Origin of the sequence: Pseudomonas urmiensis (genome assembly GCF_014268815.2) — a bacterium.
GTDB classification, from domain to species: Bacteria; Pseudomonadota; Gammaproteobacteria; order Pseudomonadales; family Pseudomonadaceae; genus Aquipseudomonas; species Aquipseudomonas urmiensis.
Genome location: NZ_JABWRE020000001.1, coordinates 3,748,331 through 3,765,894, shown reverse-complemented (window position 1 = coordinate 3,765,894; position 17,564 = coordinate 3,748,331). Strand labels below are relative to the sequence as shown.

The window sequence follows — 17,564 nt, the reverse complement described above, 5'->3', positions numbered from 1 at the left end:
TGAACGATGGCTGTGGCAACGCTCCTTCGAGTTCACTGAGGAGTGTTCATGCTAACCCAGGAAGAGGATCAGCAGCTTGTTGAGCGCGTACAGCGCGGCGACAGGCGAGCGTTCGATCTGTTGGTGCTGAAGTATCAGCACAAGATTCTCGGGTTGATCGTGCGTTTCGTACACGACACCCATGAAGCCCAGGATGTAGCGCAGGAAGCCTTTATCAAGGCGTACCGAGCGCTTGGAAATTTCCGCGGAGACAGTGCGTTTTATACCTGGCTGTACCGCATCGCCATCAATACGGCGAAAAACTATCTGGTGTCCCGTGGTAGACGGCCCCCAGACAGCGATGTGAGCTCCGAGGATGCGGAGTTTTACGACGGCGATCATGGTCTCAAGGATCTCGAGTCCCCAGAGCGCTCGTTGTTGCGGGATGAAATCGAAGGCACCGTCCATCGCACCATCCAGCAACTGCCAGAAGATCTACGCACTGCTCTAACTTTGCGTGAATTTGATGGTCTGAGTTACGAGGACATTGCGAGCGTCATGCAATGTCCGGTGGGTACCGTGCGCTCTCGAATCTTCCGCGCTCGGGAGGCCATTGATAAAGCCCTGCAGCCGTTGTTGCAGGAATCCTGAGACAGCGGCGACAGCCAAGAGAGGAACCGCCATGAGTCGTGAAGCTTTGCAGGAATCGCTGTCCGCGGTGATGGATAACGAAGCGGACGAACTGGAATTGCGTCGGGTGCTCAGCGCCGTCGATGACGCAGACACCCGTGCCACCTGGTCGCGTTACCAGGTTGCCCGCGCAGCGATGCACAAGGAACTGCTGCTGCCTAAGCTGGATATCGCCTCGGCGGTGTCTGCAGCACTGGCTGATGAAGCCGTGCCGGCCAAGGTCAAGCAGGGCCCATGGCGTAGCATCGGCCGTCTGGCTGTAGCTGCCTCGGTGACCGTTGCGGTGCTGGCAGGTGTACGCCTGTACAACCAAGATGAAATCACCGGTAGCGAACTGGCTGCCCAGCAACCGGCACAGCAAGGTCTGAGCATGCCGCAAACACAAGGCCCAGCTGTATTGGCAGGCTATAGTGAAAGCAGTGAGCAACCGACCGGGCCAATGGCCAATGGTGTGCTGCAGAACCAGGCCGGCTGGGATCAGCGTCTGCCAGGCTACCTGCGTCAGCACGCCCAGGAATCTGCGCTCAAGGGCACTGAAACCGCTCTGCCATACGCCCGCGCTGCCAGCCTGGAAAACCGCTAGTAAGGAGGATCATGCGCGCGCTACCTCTCCTGTCGCTGCTACTAGGCAGCTGCATGACGGTGCCAGCGTTGGCAGCCAACTCCTCGCCTGAGGCGAGTGAGTGGTTGAACAAGCTGGCACGAGCCGAGCAAGTACAGAGTTACCAGGGTTCCTTCGTTTACGAACGTAACGGCAGCTTCTCTTCCCACGATATCTGGCACCGTGTGCACAATGGCACGGTCAGCGAGCGGCTGTTGCAGCTCGATGGCGCGGCCCAGGAAATCGTGCGCGTCGATGGCAAGGTGCAGTGCGTTAGCGGGGCTCTGGCCAGCGGGGTGGCAACGCCACCTGACTCTGCGCCGCGCATGCTCGATCCGCTCAAGCTGATGAGCTGGTACGACTTGAGGGTTGCGGGTAAATCCCGGGTCGCTGATCGCGATGCGGTGATTGTCACGCTTACTCCCCGCGACCAGCATCGTTACGCCTTCGAATTACATCTGGACCGTGAGACTGGATTGCCCCTGCGCTCGTTGATGCTCAACGACAAGGGCCAGTTGCTCGAGCGCTTCCAGATGACCCGTTTGGATACCACCGCCCCAAGCGATCAAGAGCTGCATGCCAGTGCCTCGTGCAAGCCTGTCCAGTCAGTTGCCTCGGCGTCTGGCGGTTCTACGGCGGCTTGGCGCTCAGACTGGCTGCCGCCAGGCTTCGAGCTGATCAACAGCTCCAGCCGGCGCGACGCTTCGCGCAACAGTACGGTCAGCAGCTTGATGTATGACGACGGTCTGGCGCGCTTCTCTGTGTTCCTGGAGCCGGTCAAGGGCAGCTCGGGCAACGATATTCGAACCCAGTTAGGCCCAACCGTGGCCGTTTCGCGCCAACTCAACACGCCCAATGGCAAAGTCATGGTGACCGTGGTTGGAGAGATTCCTTTGGGTACCGCCGAACGTGTGGCATTGTCCATGCGGGCGCAGGATGCTCAGGCGCGTCAGTAATGACCTTCAGCGCCCTTTCATCAGCCCCGAAAACACGGGGCTGAAATGAAATTAAAGCATTGTCATTTGCAATCCCCTCGTAAATTTTCTATAGGTCAGACTTCTTGAGGTCTGGCCTTGCCTGCGTCAGCAGGGGTCTTACTGCTAACTACGCTCGTTGTGACGGGAGCCGTATGTCAATACCACGCTTGAAATCCTATCTGTCGATGTTCGCCGCCGTGCTCATGCTCGGTCAGGTGCTCAGCGCTCAGGCCGAAGAAGCCCTGCCGGACTTCACTACCCTGGTGGAGCAGGCCTCGCCGGCCGTGGTCAACATCAGTACCAAACAGAAGCTGCCGGACCGCCTCGCCGCCGGGACCATGCCCGATCTCGAAGGGCTGCCACCGATGTTCCGCGAGTTCTTCGAGCGCAATATGCCGCAACAGCCGCGTTCGCCGCGTGGCGACCGCCAGCGTGAAGCGCAGTCGCTCGGCTCGGGCTTCATCATTTCCAGTGATGGCTACGTGCTGACCAACAACCATGTCGTGGCCGACGCCGACGAAATCATCGTGCGCCTGTCCGATCGCAGCGAGCTGCAGGCCAAGCTGGTCGGTACCGATCCGCGCACCGACGTGGCCCTGCTCAAGGTCGAAGGCAAAAACCTGCCAACGGTAAAGCTGGGCGACTCCGAGAAGCTCAAGGTCGGGGAGTGGGTGCTGGCCATCGGTTCGCCGTTTGGCTTCGATCATTCGGTGACCAAAGGGATCGTCAGCGCCAAGGGTCGTACCCTGCCTAACGACACCTATGTGCCGTTCATCCAGACTGACGTGGCGATCAACCCAGGTAACTCCGGTGGCCCGCTGTTCAACATGAAAGGCGAAGTGGTCGGCATCAACTCGCAGATCTTCACCCGCTCCGGGGGCTTCATGGGCCTGTCCTTCGCTATCCCGATCGACGTGGCGCTGGATGTCTCCAACCAACTGAAGAAAGACGGCAAGGTCAACCGCGGCTGGCTCGGCGTGGTGATCCAGGAGGTCAACAAAGACCTGGCAGAATCGTTTGGCCTCGACAAACCAGCCGGTGCCTTGGTCGCTCAGGTTTTGGAAGACGGCCCGGCTGCCAAAGGTGGCCTGCAGGTCGGTGATGTAATCCTCAGCATGAATGGTCAGCCGATCGTCATGTCGGCCGATCTGCCGCACTTGGTCGGCAGCCTCAAGGACGGCGCCAAGGCCAAGCTTGAGATCATCCGCAACGGCAAGCGGCAGAACCTCGATGTCACCGTCGGCGCACTGCCGGAAGATGACGCCGATATTGGTACCGGTGCCCAAGGCGGCGCCGAGCGCAGCAGCAACCGTCTGGGCGTCTCGGTGACTGACCTGACCGCCGAGCAGAAAAAATCGCTTGAGCTCAAGGGTGGTGTGCTCATCAAGGAAGTTCAGGACGGCCCTGCGGCGCTGATCGGTCTGCGTCCGGGCGACGTCATCAGCCACCTGAACAACCAGGCGATCAGCAACGCCAAGGAGTTCACCGAGATCGCCAAGGGCCTGCCGAAGAACCGTTCGGTGTCCATGCGCGTTCTGCGTCAGGGGCGCGCCAGCTTCATCACCTTCAAACTGGCTGAATAATCCGGTAACAAGGTAGGAAAGGGCAGCTTCGGCTGCCCTTTTTCGTCGCTGATTGAACGTTTCATGCACTGTGGGAGCGGGCTTGCCCCGCGATTGCGAGCGACCAAGCCCCCTCTCTACTTGATCAGCCGGCAATCGCGGGGGCGCAAGCCCGCTCCCACGCTTCAGCACGTAGATGCCATGACTGCCGATCAGGAATCTCCCATAAGCCATCGGCTTAAGGTACAATTCCCGGCTATTTTTCGGCGGGCGTCCGGCTCGCAGCCTTTTCCGAGTGTTGACCCGTGAGTGATTTGAGTCATATCCGCAATTTCTCCATCATCGCCCACATCGACCATGGCAAGTCGACGCTGGCCGACCGTTTCATCCAGATGTGCGGTGGCCTGTCGGCGCGCGAAATGGAAGCCCAGGTCCTGGACTCCATGGACCTGGAGCGCGAGCGCGGTATTACCATCAAGGCCCACAGCGTCACGCTGCATTACAAGGCCCAGGACGGCAAGACCTACCAGCTGAACTTCATTGACACCCCCGGCCACGTCGACTTCACCTATGAAGTCAGCCGTTCGCTGGCCGCCTGTGAGGGCGCGCTGCTGGTGGTGGACGCCGGTCAAGGTGTCGAAGCACAGTCGGTCGCCAACTGCTACACCGCCATCGAGCAAGGCCTGGAAGTCATGCCAGTGCTGAACAAGATGGACCTGCCCCAGGCCGACCCGGACCGCGTCAAGGACGAGATCGAGAAGATCATCGGCATCGACGCTACCGACGCCGTGGCTTGCAGCGCCAAGAGCGGCATGGGCGTCGACGAAGTGCTCGAACGCCTGGTACAGACCATTCCTGCCCCCGAAGGCGATATCGACGCGCCCCTGCAAGCGCTGATCATCGACTCCTGGTTCGACAACTACCTTGGGGTCGTGTCGCTGGTGCGTGTGCGCCATGGTCGGGTGAAGAAGGGCGACAAGATTCTGGTCAAGTCCACCGGCAAGGTGCACCTGGTCGACAGCGTCGGTGTATTCACCCCCAAGCACACCCAGACCGCAGACCTCAAGGCTGGCGAAGTGGGCTTCATCATCGCCAGCATCAAAGACATTCATGGTGCACCGGTCGGTGACACCCTGACCCTGTCCGCTACCCCTGAAGTCGAAGTATTGCCAGGCTTCAAGAAGATCCAACCGCAGGTGTATGCCGGCCTGTTCCCGGTCAGTTCCGACGATTTCGAGGATTTCCGCGACGCGTTGCAGAAACTGACCCTGAACGACTCGTCGCTGCAATACCTGCCGGAAAGCTCCGACGCACTGGGCTTCGGCTTCCGTTGCGGCTTCCTCGGCATGCTGCACATGGAAATCATCCAGGAGCGCCTGGAGCGCGAATACGACCTGGACCTGATCACCACCGCGCCAAGCGTAATCTTCGAGGTCAAGCTCAAGACCGGCGAAACCATCTACGTCGACAACCCGTCCAAGCTGCCGGACGTGTCGTCGGTCGAAGATTTCCGCGAGCCGATCGTGCAGGCCAACATCCTCGTGCCGCAAGAGCACCTGGGTAACGTCATCACCCTGTGCATCGAGAAGCGTGGCGTGCAGCGCGACATGCAGTTCCTCGGCTCGCAGGTGCAGGTGCGTTATGACTTGCCGATGAACGAGGTGGTGCTGGACTTCTTCGACCGCCTGAAGTCGACCAGCCGCGGTTATGCCTCGCTGGACTATCATTTCGATCGCTACCAGTCGGCCAACCTGGTCAAACTGGACGTGCTGATCAACGGCGACAAGGTCGATGCCCTGGCGCTGATCGTGCACCGCGATAACGCGCACTACAAAGGTCGTGCGTTGACCGAGAAGATGAAGGAACTGATTCCTCGGCAGATGTTCGACGTTGCGATCCAGGCCGCCATTGGCGGGCAGATCGTTGCGCGTACCACTGTCAAGGCGCTCAGAAAGAACGTACTGGCCAAGTGCTACGGTGGTGACGTTAGCCGTAAACGCAAGCTGCTGGAGAAGCAGAAGGCCGGTAAGAAACGCATGAAACAGGTGGGCAATGTGGAGATTCCACAAGAGGCCTTCCTCGCCGTGCTCAGGTTGGATAGCTAGGTCCTATGTCGCTAAATTTCCCGCTGTTGCTCGTCATCGCCGTCGCAGTCTGTGGCTTGTTGGGTCTGATCGACCTGCTGTTCCTGGCCCCGCGCCGGCGCGCAGCGATCGCCAACTACCAGGGCAGTGTCACTCAGCCCGAAATGGCTGTGGTCGAGAAGCTGAACAAGGAGCCGTTGCTGGTCGAGTACGGCAAGTCGTTCTTCCCGGTGCTGTTCATCGTGCTGGTATTGCGCTCGTTCTTGGTCGAGCCGTTCCAGATCCCTTCCGGGTCGATGAAACCGACCCTGGAAGTCGGCGACTTCATCCTGGTGAACAAGTTCTCCTACGGCATTCGTCTGCCGGTGATCGATAAAAAGGTCATCGACGTGGGTGATCCGCAGCGCGGGGACGTGATGGTGTTCCGCTATCCAAGCGACCCGAACGTCAACTACATCAAGCGCGTGGTCGGCCTGCCGGGCGACCAGATCCGCTATACCAGCGACAAGCGTTTGTATGTCAACGGTCAGCCGGTCGCCGAGCAGTTGGTCGGTACCGAGCCAGGCACCCTGGGCAGCGCTGAGCTGTACAAGGAAAAGCTGGGCGAGACCGAGCACCTGATCCGCAAGGAGATGAGCCGCTATCGCATGCCGCCGGACCAGCAATGGACCGTGCCGGCTGGCCATTACTTCATGATGGGCGACAACCGCGACAACTCCAACGACAGCCGTTACTGGGATGACCCGAACATTCCTAAAGAGCTGCACGGCATGGTCCCGGACCGCAACATCGTCGGCAAGGCCTTCGCGGTCTGGATGAGCTGGCCAGAACCCAAGCTCAGCCATATGCCCAACTTGTCGCGGGTCGGCCTGATCCATTGATACCCATCGGCGTTGTCTGACAGACAGCGCCGAATGCTTTTCTGACATAGGCTGTGTTCTCAGGGATCGGGAGATTTCGCCACCTGAACAGGGGCGATCCACAGCAAAACAGTCTTTCAGGATGTTGATTTGAACAACGCGTTGAATAACCCACGGGTGGCCGCATGAGTGCTCCCCTTGAACGCCTGGAGCGCAAGCTCGGCTACACCTTCAAGAACAAGGACCAGATGCTCCTGGCCCTGAGCCATCGCAGCTACGCCGGGCGCAATAACGAGCGTCTGGAGTTTCTCGGCGATGCCATTCTCAACTTCGTCGCTGGCGAGGCGCTGTTCGAGCGCTTCCCACAAGCGCGCGAAGGCCAGCTGTCGCGCCTGCGCGCACGCCTGGTCAAGGGTGAAACCCTGGCCCGTCTGGCCCGCGGCTTTGACCTGGGCGAATACCTGCGCCTGGGTTCGGGCGAGCTCAAGAGTGGCGGTTTTCGCCGCGAATCGATCCTCGCCGATGCCCTCGAAGCGCTGATCGGCGCCATTTATCTGGACGCCGACATGGAGACTGCGCGTGAGCGCATCCTGGCCTGGCTGACCGATGAATTCGAGAGCCTGACGCTGGTCGACACCAACAAAGACCCCAAGACCCGCCTGCAGGAGTTCCTGCAGTCGCGGGCCTGTGAGTTGCCACGTTACGAAGTGGTCGACATCCAGGGCGAACCTCACTGCCGCACCTTCTTCGTCGAATGCGAAGTGGTGCTGCTGAACAACAAGAGCCGTGGCCAGGGCGTCAGCCGGCGTATCGCCGAGCAAGTCGCCGCGGCTTCTGCATTGATCGCCCTGGGCGTGGAGAATGGCAATGACTGAGAACAACCCAACCCGCTGCGGTTACGTAGCCATCGTGGGTCGCCCCAACGTGGGCAAGTCGACCTTGCTCAACCACATCCTCGGGCAAAAGCTGGCGATCACCTCGCGCAAGCCGCAGACCACCCGGCACAACATGCTCGGGATCAAGACCGAAGGTGATGTGCAGGCGATCTACGTCGACACCCCGGGCATGCACAAGGCCAACGACAAAGCGCTCAACCGCTACATGAACCGCACCGCCTCGGCCGCCCTCAAGGACGTCGACGTGGTTATTTTCGTGGTCGACCGTACCCGCTGGACCGAAGAAGATCAGCTGGTGCTCGAGCGGGTGCAGTACGTGACCGGCCCGTTGATCCTGGCGGTCAACAAGACCGACCGGATGGAGGAGAAGGCCGAGCTGATCCCGCACCTGAAATGGCTGCAGGAGCAGTTGCCGAACGCCGAGATCGTGCCAATCTCCGCGCAGCAAGGGCACAACCTCGAATCGCTCGAGGCGCTGATCGCCAAGCACCTGCCGGAAAACGAGCACTTCTTCCCTGAAGACCAGATCACCGACCGCAGCAGCCGCTTCCTCGCCGCTGAGCTGGTGCGCGAGAAGATCATGCGCCAGCTCGGTGCCGAGCTGCCGTACCAGATCACCGTCGAGATCGAAGAGTTCAAGCAGCAGGGTCATGTGCTGCACATCCATGCATTGATCCTGGTCGAGCGAGATGGCCAGAAGAAGATCATCATTGGCGACAAGGGCGAGCGCATCAAGCGCATCGGCTCTGACGCGCGCAAGGACATGGAAACCCTGTTCGACGCCAAGGTCATGCTCAACCTGTGGGTCAAGGTCAAAGGCGGCTGGTCCGATGACGAACGCGCCCTGCGTTCGCTGGGCTACGGCGACCTGTAAGCCTTACGCTCCGCCTTTGCTCCTGTGGGAGCGGGCTTGCCCGCGATGGCGATCGCAGGGCAAGCCCGCTCCCACAGTTATTTCTGACATCGAGTGCTCTGTGATGGAACAACCCGCCGCCCAGCCGGCCTTCGTGCTCCACAGCCGCGCCTACAAGGAAAGCAGTGCGCTGGTGGACTTGCTCACCCCGCAGGGGCGGGTGCGAGCGGTGCTGCGCCGGGCGCGGGGCAAGGGTGGCAGCCTGGTGCGCTGTTTCGTGCCGCTGGAAGTCGAGCTGCGCGGGCGCGGCGAGCTGAAGAACGTCGGCCGCCTGGACAGCGTGGGGATTGCCGCCTGGCTGCATGGCGACGCCTTGTTCAGCGGTTTGTACCTCAATGAGTTGCTGATGCGCCTGCTGCCTGCCGAAGCGCCTCATCCGGCGTTATTCGAACATTACGCATTGACCTTGCAAGCGCTCGGCGAAGGCCGGCCCTTGGAGCCGCTGTTGCGCGCCTTCGAATGGCGCCTGCTCGACGAGCTCGGTTACGCCTTCGCGCTGGATCACGACATCAACGACACCCCGATTGCCGCCGAAGGCCTGTATCGCTTGCAAGTGGACGCAGGCCTTGAGCGCGTCGAGCTGCTGCAGCCCGGATTGTTCAAGGGTGACGAGCTGCTGGCCCTGGCTGAAGCGAACTGGGAAGCCCCCGGCGCACTGCTGGCTGCCAAGCGCCTGATGCGTCAGGCGCTGGCGGTACACCTGGGGCCAAAGCCGCTGGTCAGTCGGGAACTGTTTCGCAAGCGCTAAGCACGTCGTATGCTGTGTGGCTCAATCTTCAGGAGAGCCTTTCGTGACTCACAGCAACCGCATGCTTCTTGGCGTCAACATCGACCACGTGGCGACCCTGCGCCAGGCCCGCGGCACCCGCTACCCAGACCCGGTCAAGGCTGCCCTGGATGCCGAGGAGGCAGGCGCAGACGGCATCACCGTACACCTGCGCGAAGACCGCCGGCATATCCAGGAGCGTGATGTGCTGGTACTCAAGGACGTGCTGCAAACGCGCATGAACTTCGAGATGGGCGTCACTGAAGAGATGATGCTGTTCGCCGAAAAAATCCGCCCGGCGCATATCTGCCTGGTCCCCGAAACCCGTCAGGAACTGACCACCGAAGGTGGCCTGGACGTGGCTGGGCAAGAAGCGCGGATCAAGGCTGCAGTTGAGCGCCTGTCGCGTACTGGCGCTGAAGTCTCGCTGTTCATCGACGCCGATGAGCGCCAGATCGAAGCCTCGCGTCGTGTCGGCGCGCCTGCGATCGAGTTGCACACCGGCCGCTATGCTGACGCCCAAACCCCGACCGAGGTGGCTGAAGAGCTCAAGCGCATCGTCGATGGCGTCGCCTTTGGCGTGGGCCAGGGCCTGATCGTCAACGCCGGCCACGGCCTGCATTACCACAACGTCGAAGCGGTAGCGGCGATCAAGGGCATCAACGAGCTGAACATTGGTCATGCGCTGGTCGCACATGCGCTGTTCGTTGGCTTCAAGGCGGCGGTGGCCGAGATGAAAGCGCTGATTGTCCAGGCATCGCGCTAAGCAAGCCTAGGCGCAATCGCCTAGCTGATCGCGGGGCCAGCCCCGCGATTCATTCTGCGCGAAACAGCAAAGTAAACCGGGTCGGCCCTTCTGGCCGGCTACTCACCTCGACCCTGCCACCGTGCAAGTGCATGATCGACTGTACGATCGCAAGCCCTAGTCCTGTACCGCCTTCGAGCCGCGAACGCCCGCATCCAGCCCTGTAGAAGCGTTCGAACAGCTGTGGCTGGTGGGCCTGGGCGATCCCTGGCCCCTGGTTCTCCACCCACACCCAGGCATGCTCAGCATGCCGGCCAATGCCTACCGTCACGCGCTGCCCTTCAGGGCTATGCCTGATGGCGTTGCTCAACAGATTCGACAGCGCCCGCTGGAACATCAACCGGTCGGCCAGCGCCGTGCCCCAACCTTGCAGCTTCAGCTCGATATCCTTGAGCTCGGCGCTGAATGCGAACAGCTCGCCGACCCGCTCGGCCTCTTCGGCCAATGCCAAGGGTTTGAGCACGACCTGCGCCTGCGGTTGGCTGACTTGGGCGAGGAACAGCATGTCGTTGATGATGCGGTTGAGCCGGGTCAGCTCCTCGATACTGTCTTCCAGGACTTCGCGATAGTTCTCGCTGTCACGCTCACGAGCCAGGGTGACCTGGGCCTTGCCCATCAGGTTGCTCAAGGGTGTGCGCAGCTCATGGGCCAGGTCATCGGAGAACTGCGACAGCTGCCGCACGCCTTGATCCAGGCGATCGAGCATCACGTTGATGGCGCCGGCAAGCTCGGCCAGCTCAGACGGCAGGCCGCTGTCGGGCAGACGGTGAGTGAGGTCTTGGGCCGAGACCTGACCGGCCACCCGACGAAAGTGGCGCAGCGGCTTGAGGCTGCGTTGCACCAGCTTCCACGCGCCAATGCCGATCAGCACCAGCAGCAAGGGCAGGGCCAGCAAGGTCGAGTGCAGGTAGGCCTGCAGCAGGCTGTTATCGTCGTCGCGGTTGAGCGACATCATCACCCGCACCGGCGTGTCATCGCGCAGGCGCATCAAGCGGGTGGCAGTGAGGATCTGGTTGCCGGCGCTGTCCTGCCACTGCGCGAAGGCCAGCGTTGCGCCGGTTTGCAGTTCGCGGAGCGCCTGCGACTCCAGCGCTGGGCCAAGGCTGAGCAGCGGCGGGTGCCGGCCGTTGAGGGCCAGGACATTGAGGCTGAGGTTGTCATGGCCCATGACCAGGTCGAGCAGCGGGTGGGCCCGAGTGGCCAAGTCACCGCTGCGCAAGTCGACCCGCAAGTTGTGCTCGACCTGGAGCATCTTGCGCGCCAGGTCCTTGCGGGCACGGCTATCGAGTTCATGATCGAGGGCGAACACTGCCAGGCAGGCCAGCAGCAGGACCAGGGTGGCGCCCATCAGGGTCACGCTCAGGCCCAGCCGTAGCGACAGGCTGGCAGGCTTCAAGGACGCGCCTCGAGCACGTAGCCAACGCCGCGCAAGGTATGGATCAGCTTGTCTTCGAACGGATCGTCGATCTTCGCCCGCAAGCGGCGGATGGAGACCTCGACCACATTGGTGTCGCAATCGAAGTTCATGTCCCACACCAACGAGATGATCTGCGTGCGCGACAGCACTTCGCCGCTTTGACGCATCAACAGGTGCAGCAGGGAGAACTCCTTGGCGGTCAGGTCGATGCGCTTGCCGCCGCGCCAGGCACGATGACGGCCTGGGTCGAGTTCCAGGTCAGCGACGCGCAGGGTGCTCGGTTGCAGCTGCTGGTCGTTGCGCCGTAGGAGGCTGCGGATTCGCGCCAGTAGCTCGGGGAATTCGAACGGCTTGAGCAGGTAGTCGTCGGCACCCAGGTCCAGGCCTTTGACTCGGTCGGCCAGGCGGCCATGGGCAGTGAGCATCATGATCCGTGTGGCCGAATCGGCGCGCAGGCGCTGCAATACGCTCCAGCCGTCCAGCTCGGGCAAGTTGACGTCGAGGATCACCAGGTCATATGCCTGCTGGCGGGCCAGGTGCAGGCCGTCGATGCCGGTGTGGGCGCAGTCGACCACGTAGCCGTTCTCGCGCAGGCCTTGCTGCAGGTAGTCGGCGGTGCGCAGTTCGTCTTCGATGATCAGTAGACGCATGGTCGGGCTCGGTCAGGTGAAGGGCGGCGATTCTCGACCCTGAAGTGGGATGAGGGTCAAGCGGGGCAATGTTACGGCATGCGAAGCGGTGTTTTGCCTGGATTACGGATTTGTAATGTGCCAGCCATTTCCCTGACAGTCAGGGCCCTAACGTGGCACAAACCCGCGCTTACAGACGCGATAGGGTGAACCAACCGCCCCGAAAGCCAGCCTTGCAAGACTGTAATGTGCGCCTCACCTTGGCGTTAGCTACCGCCCTCTAGGATGGCCTCATCTGAACCCTTATGAGGCAAATCACCATGAACCTGACCAAGTACCTGTTGCTGGCACTGCTCACCCTGGGCAGCACCACGGCCTTGGCCGAAGGCGGCGCGGAGCGTTCGCGGCAGTTCTGGGAGGCATTCCGCCAGGACCAGGAGCGCTTGCACGGCAAGCAGGACCAGGCCGTGGCCGAGCGTGAGCGCAAGCAAGCAGAAAAGGCCCGTGAAGTAGCCAAGGACTAGTTTCACCCAGCCGCCTGGCGTTGCTCCTGCCAGGCGGTGTCGTTAGGCGCCCATTGCCGGGCGCCTGTTTTATTTGCGCGCCAGGATGGTCGCGCGGCGAGGTGCCGGCAGGCCTTCGATGGTCTTGCTGTGGTCGTCCGGGTCGAGGAAGTCACCCAGCGATTGGTAGCGCATCCAGTCGGTGCTGCGTTGCTCTTCGACGCTGGTGACGCTGACGTCGACGCAACGTACGTCGCTGAAGCCTGCGCGGCGCAGCCAACGCTCCAATGCCGGCACCGAAGGCAGGAACCAGACGTTACGCATCTGCGCATAGCGATCTTCCGGGACCAGCACCTGATGCTCGTCACCTTCGATCACCAAGGTCTCCAGCACCAGTTCGCCGCCCTTGACCAGGCAGTCCTTGAGCGCCAGCAGGTGCTCGATCGGCGAGCGCCGGTGATAGAACACGCCCATCGAGAACACTGTGTCGAAGCCTTCGAGGTTGGCCGGCAACTCTTCCAGGGCGAACGGCAAGTGCCAGGCTGGCAGCTCTGGCAGGTACTTTTGCACCGCCTGGAACTGGCAGAAGAACAGCCAGTTGGGGTCGACGCCGATGACCATGTCAGCGCCGGCACCGAGCATGCGCCACTGGTAGTAGCCATTGCCACAGCCGACATCCAGCACGCGCTTGCCGTTCAGGTCCAGGTGCGGAGCGACCCGCGACCATTTCCAGTCCGAGTGCCATTCTGTGTCGACATGCACGCCGAACAGATCGAACGGCCCTTTACGCCAAGGCGACAAGCCCATCAGCGCCTGGCGCATCTGCGCGCGGCAGGCCTCATCGCAGTCGCTGTCCAGGCGCAGGCCATTGACCAGATCGACATGGCTCGGTTGTAGATCGGGCAAGGCGTCCAATGCGCCGCGCCAGCGTTCGAGGTCACCGTGGCCTTTTTCCAGTTTACTTTGCAGCTGCGCTTGCAGGCCTTGCGACCAGTTAGCCAGGGGGGTGCCCGCCAGGCGGCGGACGAGGGGAGACAGATCGATCATGGCAGGGCTATCAGTGAGGCAAAGTTAAGGCATTGGAACCACGGCACCACCTTGGAGAAACCGGCAGCGCGCAGGCGCTGTTCATGGGCTTCAAGTGTGTCGGGGCGCATGACGTTTTCGATGGCGCTACGCTTCTGGGCAATTTCCAGTTCGCTGTAGCCATTGGCGCGCTTGAAGTCCACGTGCAGCTCGGCGAGCAACGCCTGCTCCTGCTCATCGGCGAAGCACAGCTTTTCCGAGAGGATCAGCGCACCGCCCGGCAGCAACGCCTGGCGGATGCGTGTGAGCAGCTCGAGGCGCTGCTCGGGAGCGATGAATTGCAGGGTGAAGTTCATCGCCACTACCGAGGCCGGCTCGAAGGGCAGGGCAAGAATGTCCGCCTCCAGCACCTGTACCGGCAGCAGCTCCTGGAACATCGAGTCTTGTGCGGTGAGGTACTGGCGGCAACGCTCGACCATCGCTGCGGAGTTGTCCACCGCGATCACCCGGCAACCGTCACTGCGCACATGGCGGCGCAAGGACTGCGTCACCGCGCCGAGCGAGGCGCCCAGGTCATACAGTGCGGTATTGGGCTGGGCGAAGCGTGCGGCCAGCACGCCAAGGTTCTCGACGATGGTCGGGTAACCTGGCACCGAGCGCTTGATCATGTCCGGGAACACCCGCACCACGTCTTCGTTGAACACGAAGTCGGGTACCTGCTCAAGAGGCTCGGCGAATAGGCGGTCGGGTTGTTTGCTCACGTAAGTTCCAGGGTGCTGGCTGGGTAAAGGGCCAGCATTTTAGCCAAACTGCGCCAAGGATGCATGAATGGCTGACCAGCGCTGCGTGTTTAATTCACCTTGATCTCGCAATCGAAGGTCTGTACGGGGCGCACTTCCGGAGCCCAGGGCTGCTGGTAGACCAGGATCAGGTGGCCATCGCCGGGGGCTTTGGCTTGGAAACGCCAGGTCGAGACGCCCGCACTACCGACCAGCCCGGCCTGCTCGGGTTGGGTGTAGACCTCTGCGCCGATCGGCCGAAGGATGTTGTTGGCCGGGTTTTGCACCAGCCAGCGGTAGCCGGTGGTGGGGTTGCTTGGCAGGCTCAGGGTCAGGTTCTGGCCTGTTTGCAGGCGTATCGGGCATTCGTTTTCTGCGCCCAGCTCGACGGTTTGGCGCGACTGATGGCTACAGGCGGCAAGCAGGGTGAGGCTCAGGGGAACGAGCAGACGGAGGGCAGTCATGTTGGCTCCTAAGGGCTGGCGATGCCTGAGGATAACCGAAGCGGTGGGTATTTTGGGTTGGCTGTTCTGGCCCTATCGCCGGGCAAGCCCGCCCCTACAGGGCTTACCACAGTCCTGTAGGGGCGGGATTGCCCGGCGCTAGGGCCCTCTGTTTAGAACAGTACCTTCGCTACATCGGCAAAGCGCTTGGCAAAATGCACGGTCAGCCCTTCGCGCAGGTAATCGGGCAGTTCCTCGAAATCACCGCGGTTGGCCTCCGGCAGGATCAGCTCGAAGATCTTCTGCCGCTTGGCCGCAATGACTTTCTCGCGCACACCGCCGATCGGCAGGACCTGGCCGGTCAGGGTCAGCTCGCCGGTCATCGCCACGCCTTTCTTCGGCACCTGGTCGCGAGCCAGCGACAGCAGCGCGCTGGCCATGGTCACGCCGGCGCTGGGGCCGTCCTTGGGCGTGGCGCCTTCCGGTACATGCAGGTGAATGAAGGCTTCGTTGAAGAACCCAGGATCGCCACCAAACTGCTTGAGGTTGGAGCTGACGTAGCTGTAGGCGATTTCGGCCGATTCTTTCATCACATCGCCGAGCTTGCCGGTCAGCTTGAAGCCGCGGTTGAGGGTATGGATGCGCGTCGCCTCGATCGGCAGGGTCGCGCCGCCCATGCTGGTCCAGGCAAGGCCGGTGATCACGCCTTTGCCCGCCAACACCTGCTCGCTGCGAAACACCGGCATGCCCAGGGCGGCTTCCAGGTCTTTCGGGGCGATCTTCAGTTTCGCCGTAGGGTCGTCCAGCAGCTTGACCACTGACTTGCGCACCAGCTTGCCAAGCTGCTTTTCCAGCTGGCGAACCCCGGCTTCACGGGCATAGCCCTCGATGACCGTGCGCAGGGCGCTGTCACTGATGCTCAGGCTGGTCTTGGCCACACCGGCTTTTTCCAACTGCTTGGGCCACAGGTGGCGCTTGGCGATCGCCAGCTTCTCTTCGGTGATGTAGCCGGACAGGCGAATCACTTCCATGCGGTCGAGCAACGGCCCGGGGATCGAGTCGAGGGTGTTGGCGGTACACACGAACAGCACCTTGGACAGGTCCAGGCGCAGGTCCAGGTAGTGGTCGAGGAAGTCGACGTTCTGCTCCGGATCGAGGGTTTCCAGCAGCGCCGAAGCCGGATCGCCCTGGTAGCTCTGGCCCATCTTGTCGATCTCGTCGAGCATGATCACCGGGTTCATCACCTCGACCTCTTTGAGCGCCTGCACCAGCTTGCCCGGCTGGGCGCCGATGTAGGTGCGGCGGTGGCCCTTGATCTCGGCCTCGTCGCGCATGCCGCCGACGCTGAAGCGGTAGAACGGCCGGCCGAGCGATTCGGCAATCGATTTACCGATACTGGTCTTGCCGACCCCGGGCGGGCCGACCAGCAGCACGATGGAGCCACTGATCTCGCCCTTCCAGGCGCCCACGGCGAGGAACTCAAGGATGCGCTCCTTGATGTCATCGAGCCCGGCATGATGCTGGTCGAGCACCTTGCGCGCATGCTTGAGATCGAGCTTGTCCTTGCCGTACACGCCCCAGGGCAGGGCGCTGGCCCATTCCAGGTAGTTGCGGGTGACGGCGTATTCGGGTGAGCCGGTCTCCAGAATCGCCAGCTTGCCCATCTCTTCGTCGATGCGTTTTTTCGCGGCAGCGGGCAAGGTCTTGCCTTCCAGGCGTTGCTTGAACTGCTCAAGGTCGGCACTGCGATCGTCCTTGGTCAGGCCCAGCTCCTGCTGGATGACCTTGAGCTGCTCCTTGAGGAAGAACTCGCGCTGGTGCTCGCCGATCTGTCGATTGACCTCGGCGGAGATCTCGTTCTGCAAACGGGCGACCTCGACCTCCTTGCGCAGCATCGGCAAGACCTTCTCCATGCGCTTGAGGATCGGCACGCAGTCGAGCACTTCCTGCAACTGGTTGCCGGTCGCCGAAGTCAGCGCGGCGGCAAAGTCGGTCAGTGGCGAAGGATCGTTGGGGCTGAAGCGGTTGAGGTAGTTCTTCAACTCTTCGCTGTACAGCGGGTTGAGTGGCAGCAGCTCTTTGATCGCGTTGATCAGGGCCATGCCGTAGGCCTTGACCTCATCGGTTGGCTCGGTCGACTGGCGCGGGTATTCGACTTCCACCAGATAAGGCGGGCGGTGGTGCTTGAGCCAGGTGCGGATGCGCACGCGGGTCAGGCCTTGGGCGACGAACTGCAACTTGCCGTTTTCGCGGCTGGCGTGGTGCACCTTGACCAAGGTGCCGTACTCCGGCAGCGCCGAGGTGTCGAAGTGGCGGTGGTCCTCGGGCGGCGTGTCCATGAAGAACAGCGCCAGCGAGTGATGATCGGTCTTGGCTACCAGGTCGAGGGTTTCTGCCCAGGGTTCTTCATTGACGATGACCGGCAGCACTTGGGCCGGGAAGAATGGGCGATTGTGGATTGGGATTACATAGACCTTGTCCGGCAGCTGTTGGCCGGGCAGGGCGAGGGAGTGGCCTGGGGTGGAGGCCGCTTCGAGGTGTTCGACTTCGCTGTGTTCGTCGGGATGTTCCGGAAGATCCTGCTGGTCGCTCATGGGGCACCTGCGTGAATGGCTATGGTGCTTAGATGGGGCG

Annotated in this window: 17 protein-coding genes; 11 read left to right on the top strand and 6 right to left on the bottom strand. The window is 61.8% G+C overall.

Annotation, left to right across the window (positions count from 1 at the left end; genetic code table 11):
* The first annotated feature begins 48 nt into the window (after positions 1-48).
* From rpoE to pdxJ, 10 genes are all read left to right on the top strand, one after another.
* Positions 49-630 carry an RNA polymerase sigma factor RpoE/AlgU gene (rpoE, locus tag HU737_RS16920; protein ID WP_011535354.1) on the top strand — a complete coding sequence of 194 codons (582 nt, stop codon included), beginning with the start codon at positions 49-51 and terminating at the stop codon, positions 628-630.
* 31 nt (positions 631-661) lie between these two features.
* A complete protein-coding gene (locus HU737_RS16915; RefSeq protein WP_186556161.1) occupies positions 662-1,252 on the top strand; it encodes a sigma-E factor negative regulatory protein in 591 nt (196 codons plus the stop codon).
* 11 nt (positions 1,253-1,263) lie between these two features.
* Entirely contained in the window at positions 1,264-2,226 is a 963-nt protein-coding gene (locus HU737_RS16910; protein WP_186556162.1) for a MucB/RseB C-terminal domain-containing protein, read from the top strand.
* A 206-nt stretch (positions 2,227-2,432) separates the two neighbouring features.
* Positions 2,433-3,830 (top strand): DegQ family serine endoprotease, encoded by a 1,398-nt coding sequence (locus HU737_RS16905; protein ID WP_392464732.1) that lies wholly within the window; start codon positions 2,433-2,435, stop codon positions 3,828-3,830.
* A gap of 284 nt (positions 3,831-4,114) precedes the next feature.
* Complete coding sequence (lepA, locus tag HU737_RS16900) at positions 4,115-5,914, top strand: translation elongation factor 4 (RefSeq protein WP_186556164.1); 1,800 nt, start codon at positions 4,115-4,117, stop codon at positions 5,912-5,914.
* A gap of 5 nt (positions 5,915-5,919) precedes the next feature.
* Positions 5,920-6,774, top strand: coding sequence for a signal peptidase I (gene lepB, locus HU737_RS16895; protein ID WP_186556165.1), 855 nt, complete (start codon positions 5,920-5,922; stop codon positions 6,772-6,774).
* A 164-nt stretch (positions 6,775-6,938) separates the two neighbouring features.
* Positions 6,939-7,628 carry a ribonuclease III gene (gene rnc / locus HU737_RS16890; RefSeq protein WP_186556166.1) on the top strand — a complete coding sequence of 230 codons (690 nt, stop codon included), beginning with the start codon at positions 6,939-6,941 and terminating at the stop codon, positions 7,626-7,628.
* The gene (gene era, locus HU737_RS16885; protein ID WP_186556167.1) at positions 7,621-8,523 is read left to right on the top strand and encodes a GTPase Era; all 903 of its coding nucleotides are present in this window, start codon (positions 7,621-7,623) and stop codon (positions 8,521-8,523) included. The genes rnc and era overlap by 8 nt, the downstream gene beginning before the upstream one ends.
* 103 nt (positions 8,524-8,626) lie before the next feature.
* Entirely contained in the window at positions 8,627-9,310 is a 684-nt protein-coding gene (gene recO / locus HU737_RS16880; protein ID WP_186556168.1) for a DNA repair protein RecO, read from the top strand.
* Positions 9,311-9,371: 61 nt separating this feature from the next.
* On the top strand, positions 9,372-10,094 hold the full coding sequence (pdxJ, locus tag HU737_RS16875; RefSeq protein ID WP_189661898.1) for a pyridoxine 5'-phosphate synthase: 723 nt from the start codon (positions 9,372-9,374) through the stop codon (positions 10,092-10,094).
* 49 nt (positions 10,095-10,143) lie between these two features.
* On the opposite strand, the gene HU737_RS16870 is transcribed toward pdxJ, so the two are convergent.
* A complete protein-coding gene (locus HU737_RS16870) occupies positions 10,144-11,529 on the bottom strand; it encodes a heavy metal sensor histidine kinase (protein ID WP_186556170.1) in 1,386 nt (461 codons plus the stop codon).
* Positions 11,526-12,200, bottom strand: a complete 675-nt coding sequence (locus HU737_RS16865; RefSeq protein WP_186556171.1) for a heavy metal response regulator transcription factor — start codon at positions 12,198-12,200, stop codon at positions 11,526-11,528. The genes HU737_RS16870 and HU737_RS16865 overlap by 4 nt, the downstream gene beginning before the upstream one ends.
* Positions 12,201-12,499: 299 nt before the next feature.
* On the opposite strand from HU737_RS16865, the gene HU737_RS16860 reads away from it, so the two are divergent.
* Complete coding sequence (locus HU737_RS16860) at positions 12,500-12,703, top strand: hypothetical protein (RefSeq protein ID WP_186556172.1); 204 nt, start codon at positions 12,500-12,502, stop codon at positions 12,701-12,703.
* 69 nt (positions 12,704-12,772) lie between these two features.
* Here the strand turns inward: HU737_RS16860 and cmoB are convergent, their stop codons facing one another.
* The 4 genes from cmoB to lon all read right to left on the bottom strand — a co-directional run bounded on the left by cmoB (position 12,773) and on the right by lon (position 17,524).
* Positions 12,773-13,729, bottom strand: a complete 957-nt coding sequence (gene cmoB / locus HU737_RS16855; protein WP_186556173.1) for a tRNA 5-methoxyuridine(34)/uridine 5-oxyacetic acid(34) synthase CmoB — start codon at positions 13,727-13,729, stop codon at positions 12,773-12,775.
* Entirely contained in the window at positions 13,726-14,469 is a 744-nt protein-coding gene (gene cmoA, locus HU737_RS16850; RefSeq protein WP_186556174.1) for a carboxy-S-adenosyl-L-methionine synthase CmoA, read from the bottom strand. Before cmoA ends, cmoB begins: the two co-directional genes overlap by 4 nt.
* 89 nt (positions 14,470-14,558) lie before the next feature.
* Complete coding sequence (locus HU737_RS16845; RefSeq protein WP_186556175.1) at positions 14,559-14,951, bottom strand: protease inhibitor I42 family protein; 393 nt, start codon at positions 14,949-14,951, stop codon at positions 14,559-14,561.
* Positions 14,952-15,103: 152 nt separating this feature from the next.
* Positions 15,104-17,524 carry an endopeptidase La gene (gene lon, locus HU737_RS16840; protein ID WP_186556176.1) on the bottom strand — a complete coding sequence of 807 codons (2,421 nt, stop codon included), beginning with the start codon at positions 17,522-17,524 and terminating at the stop codon, positions 15,104-15,106.
* Positions 17,525-17,564: the final 40 nt, after the last annotated feature.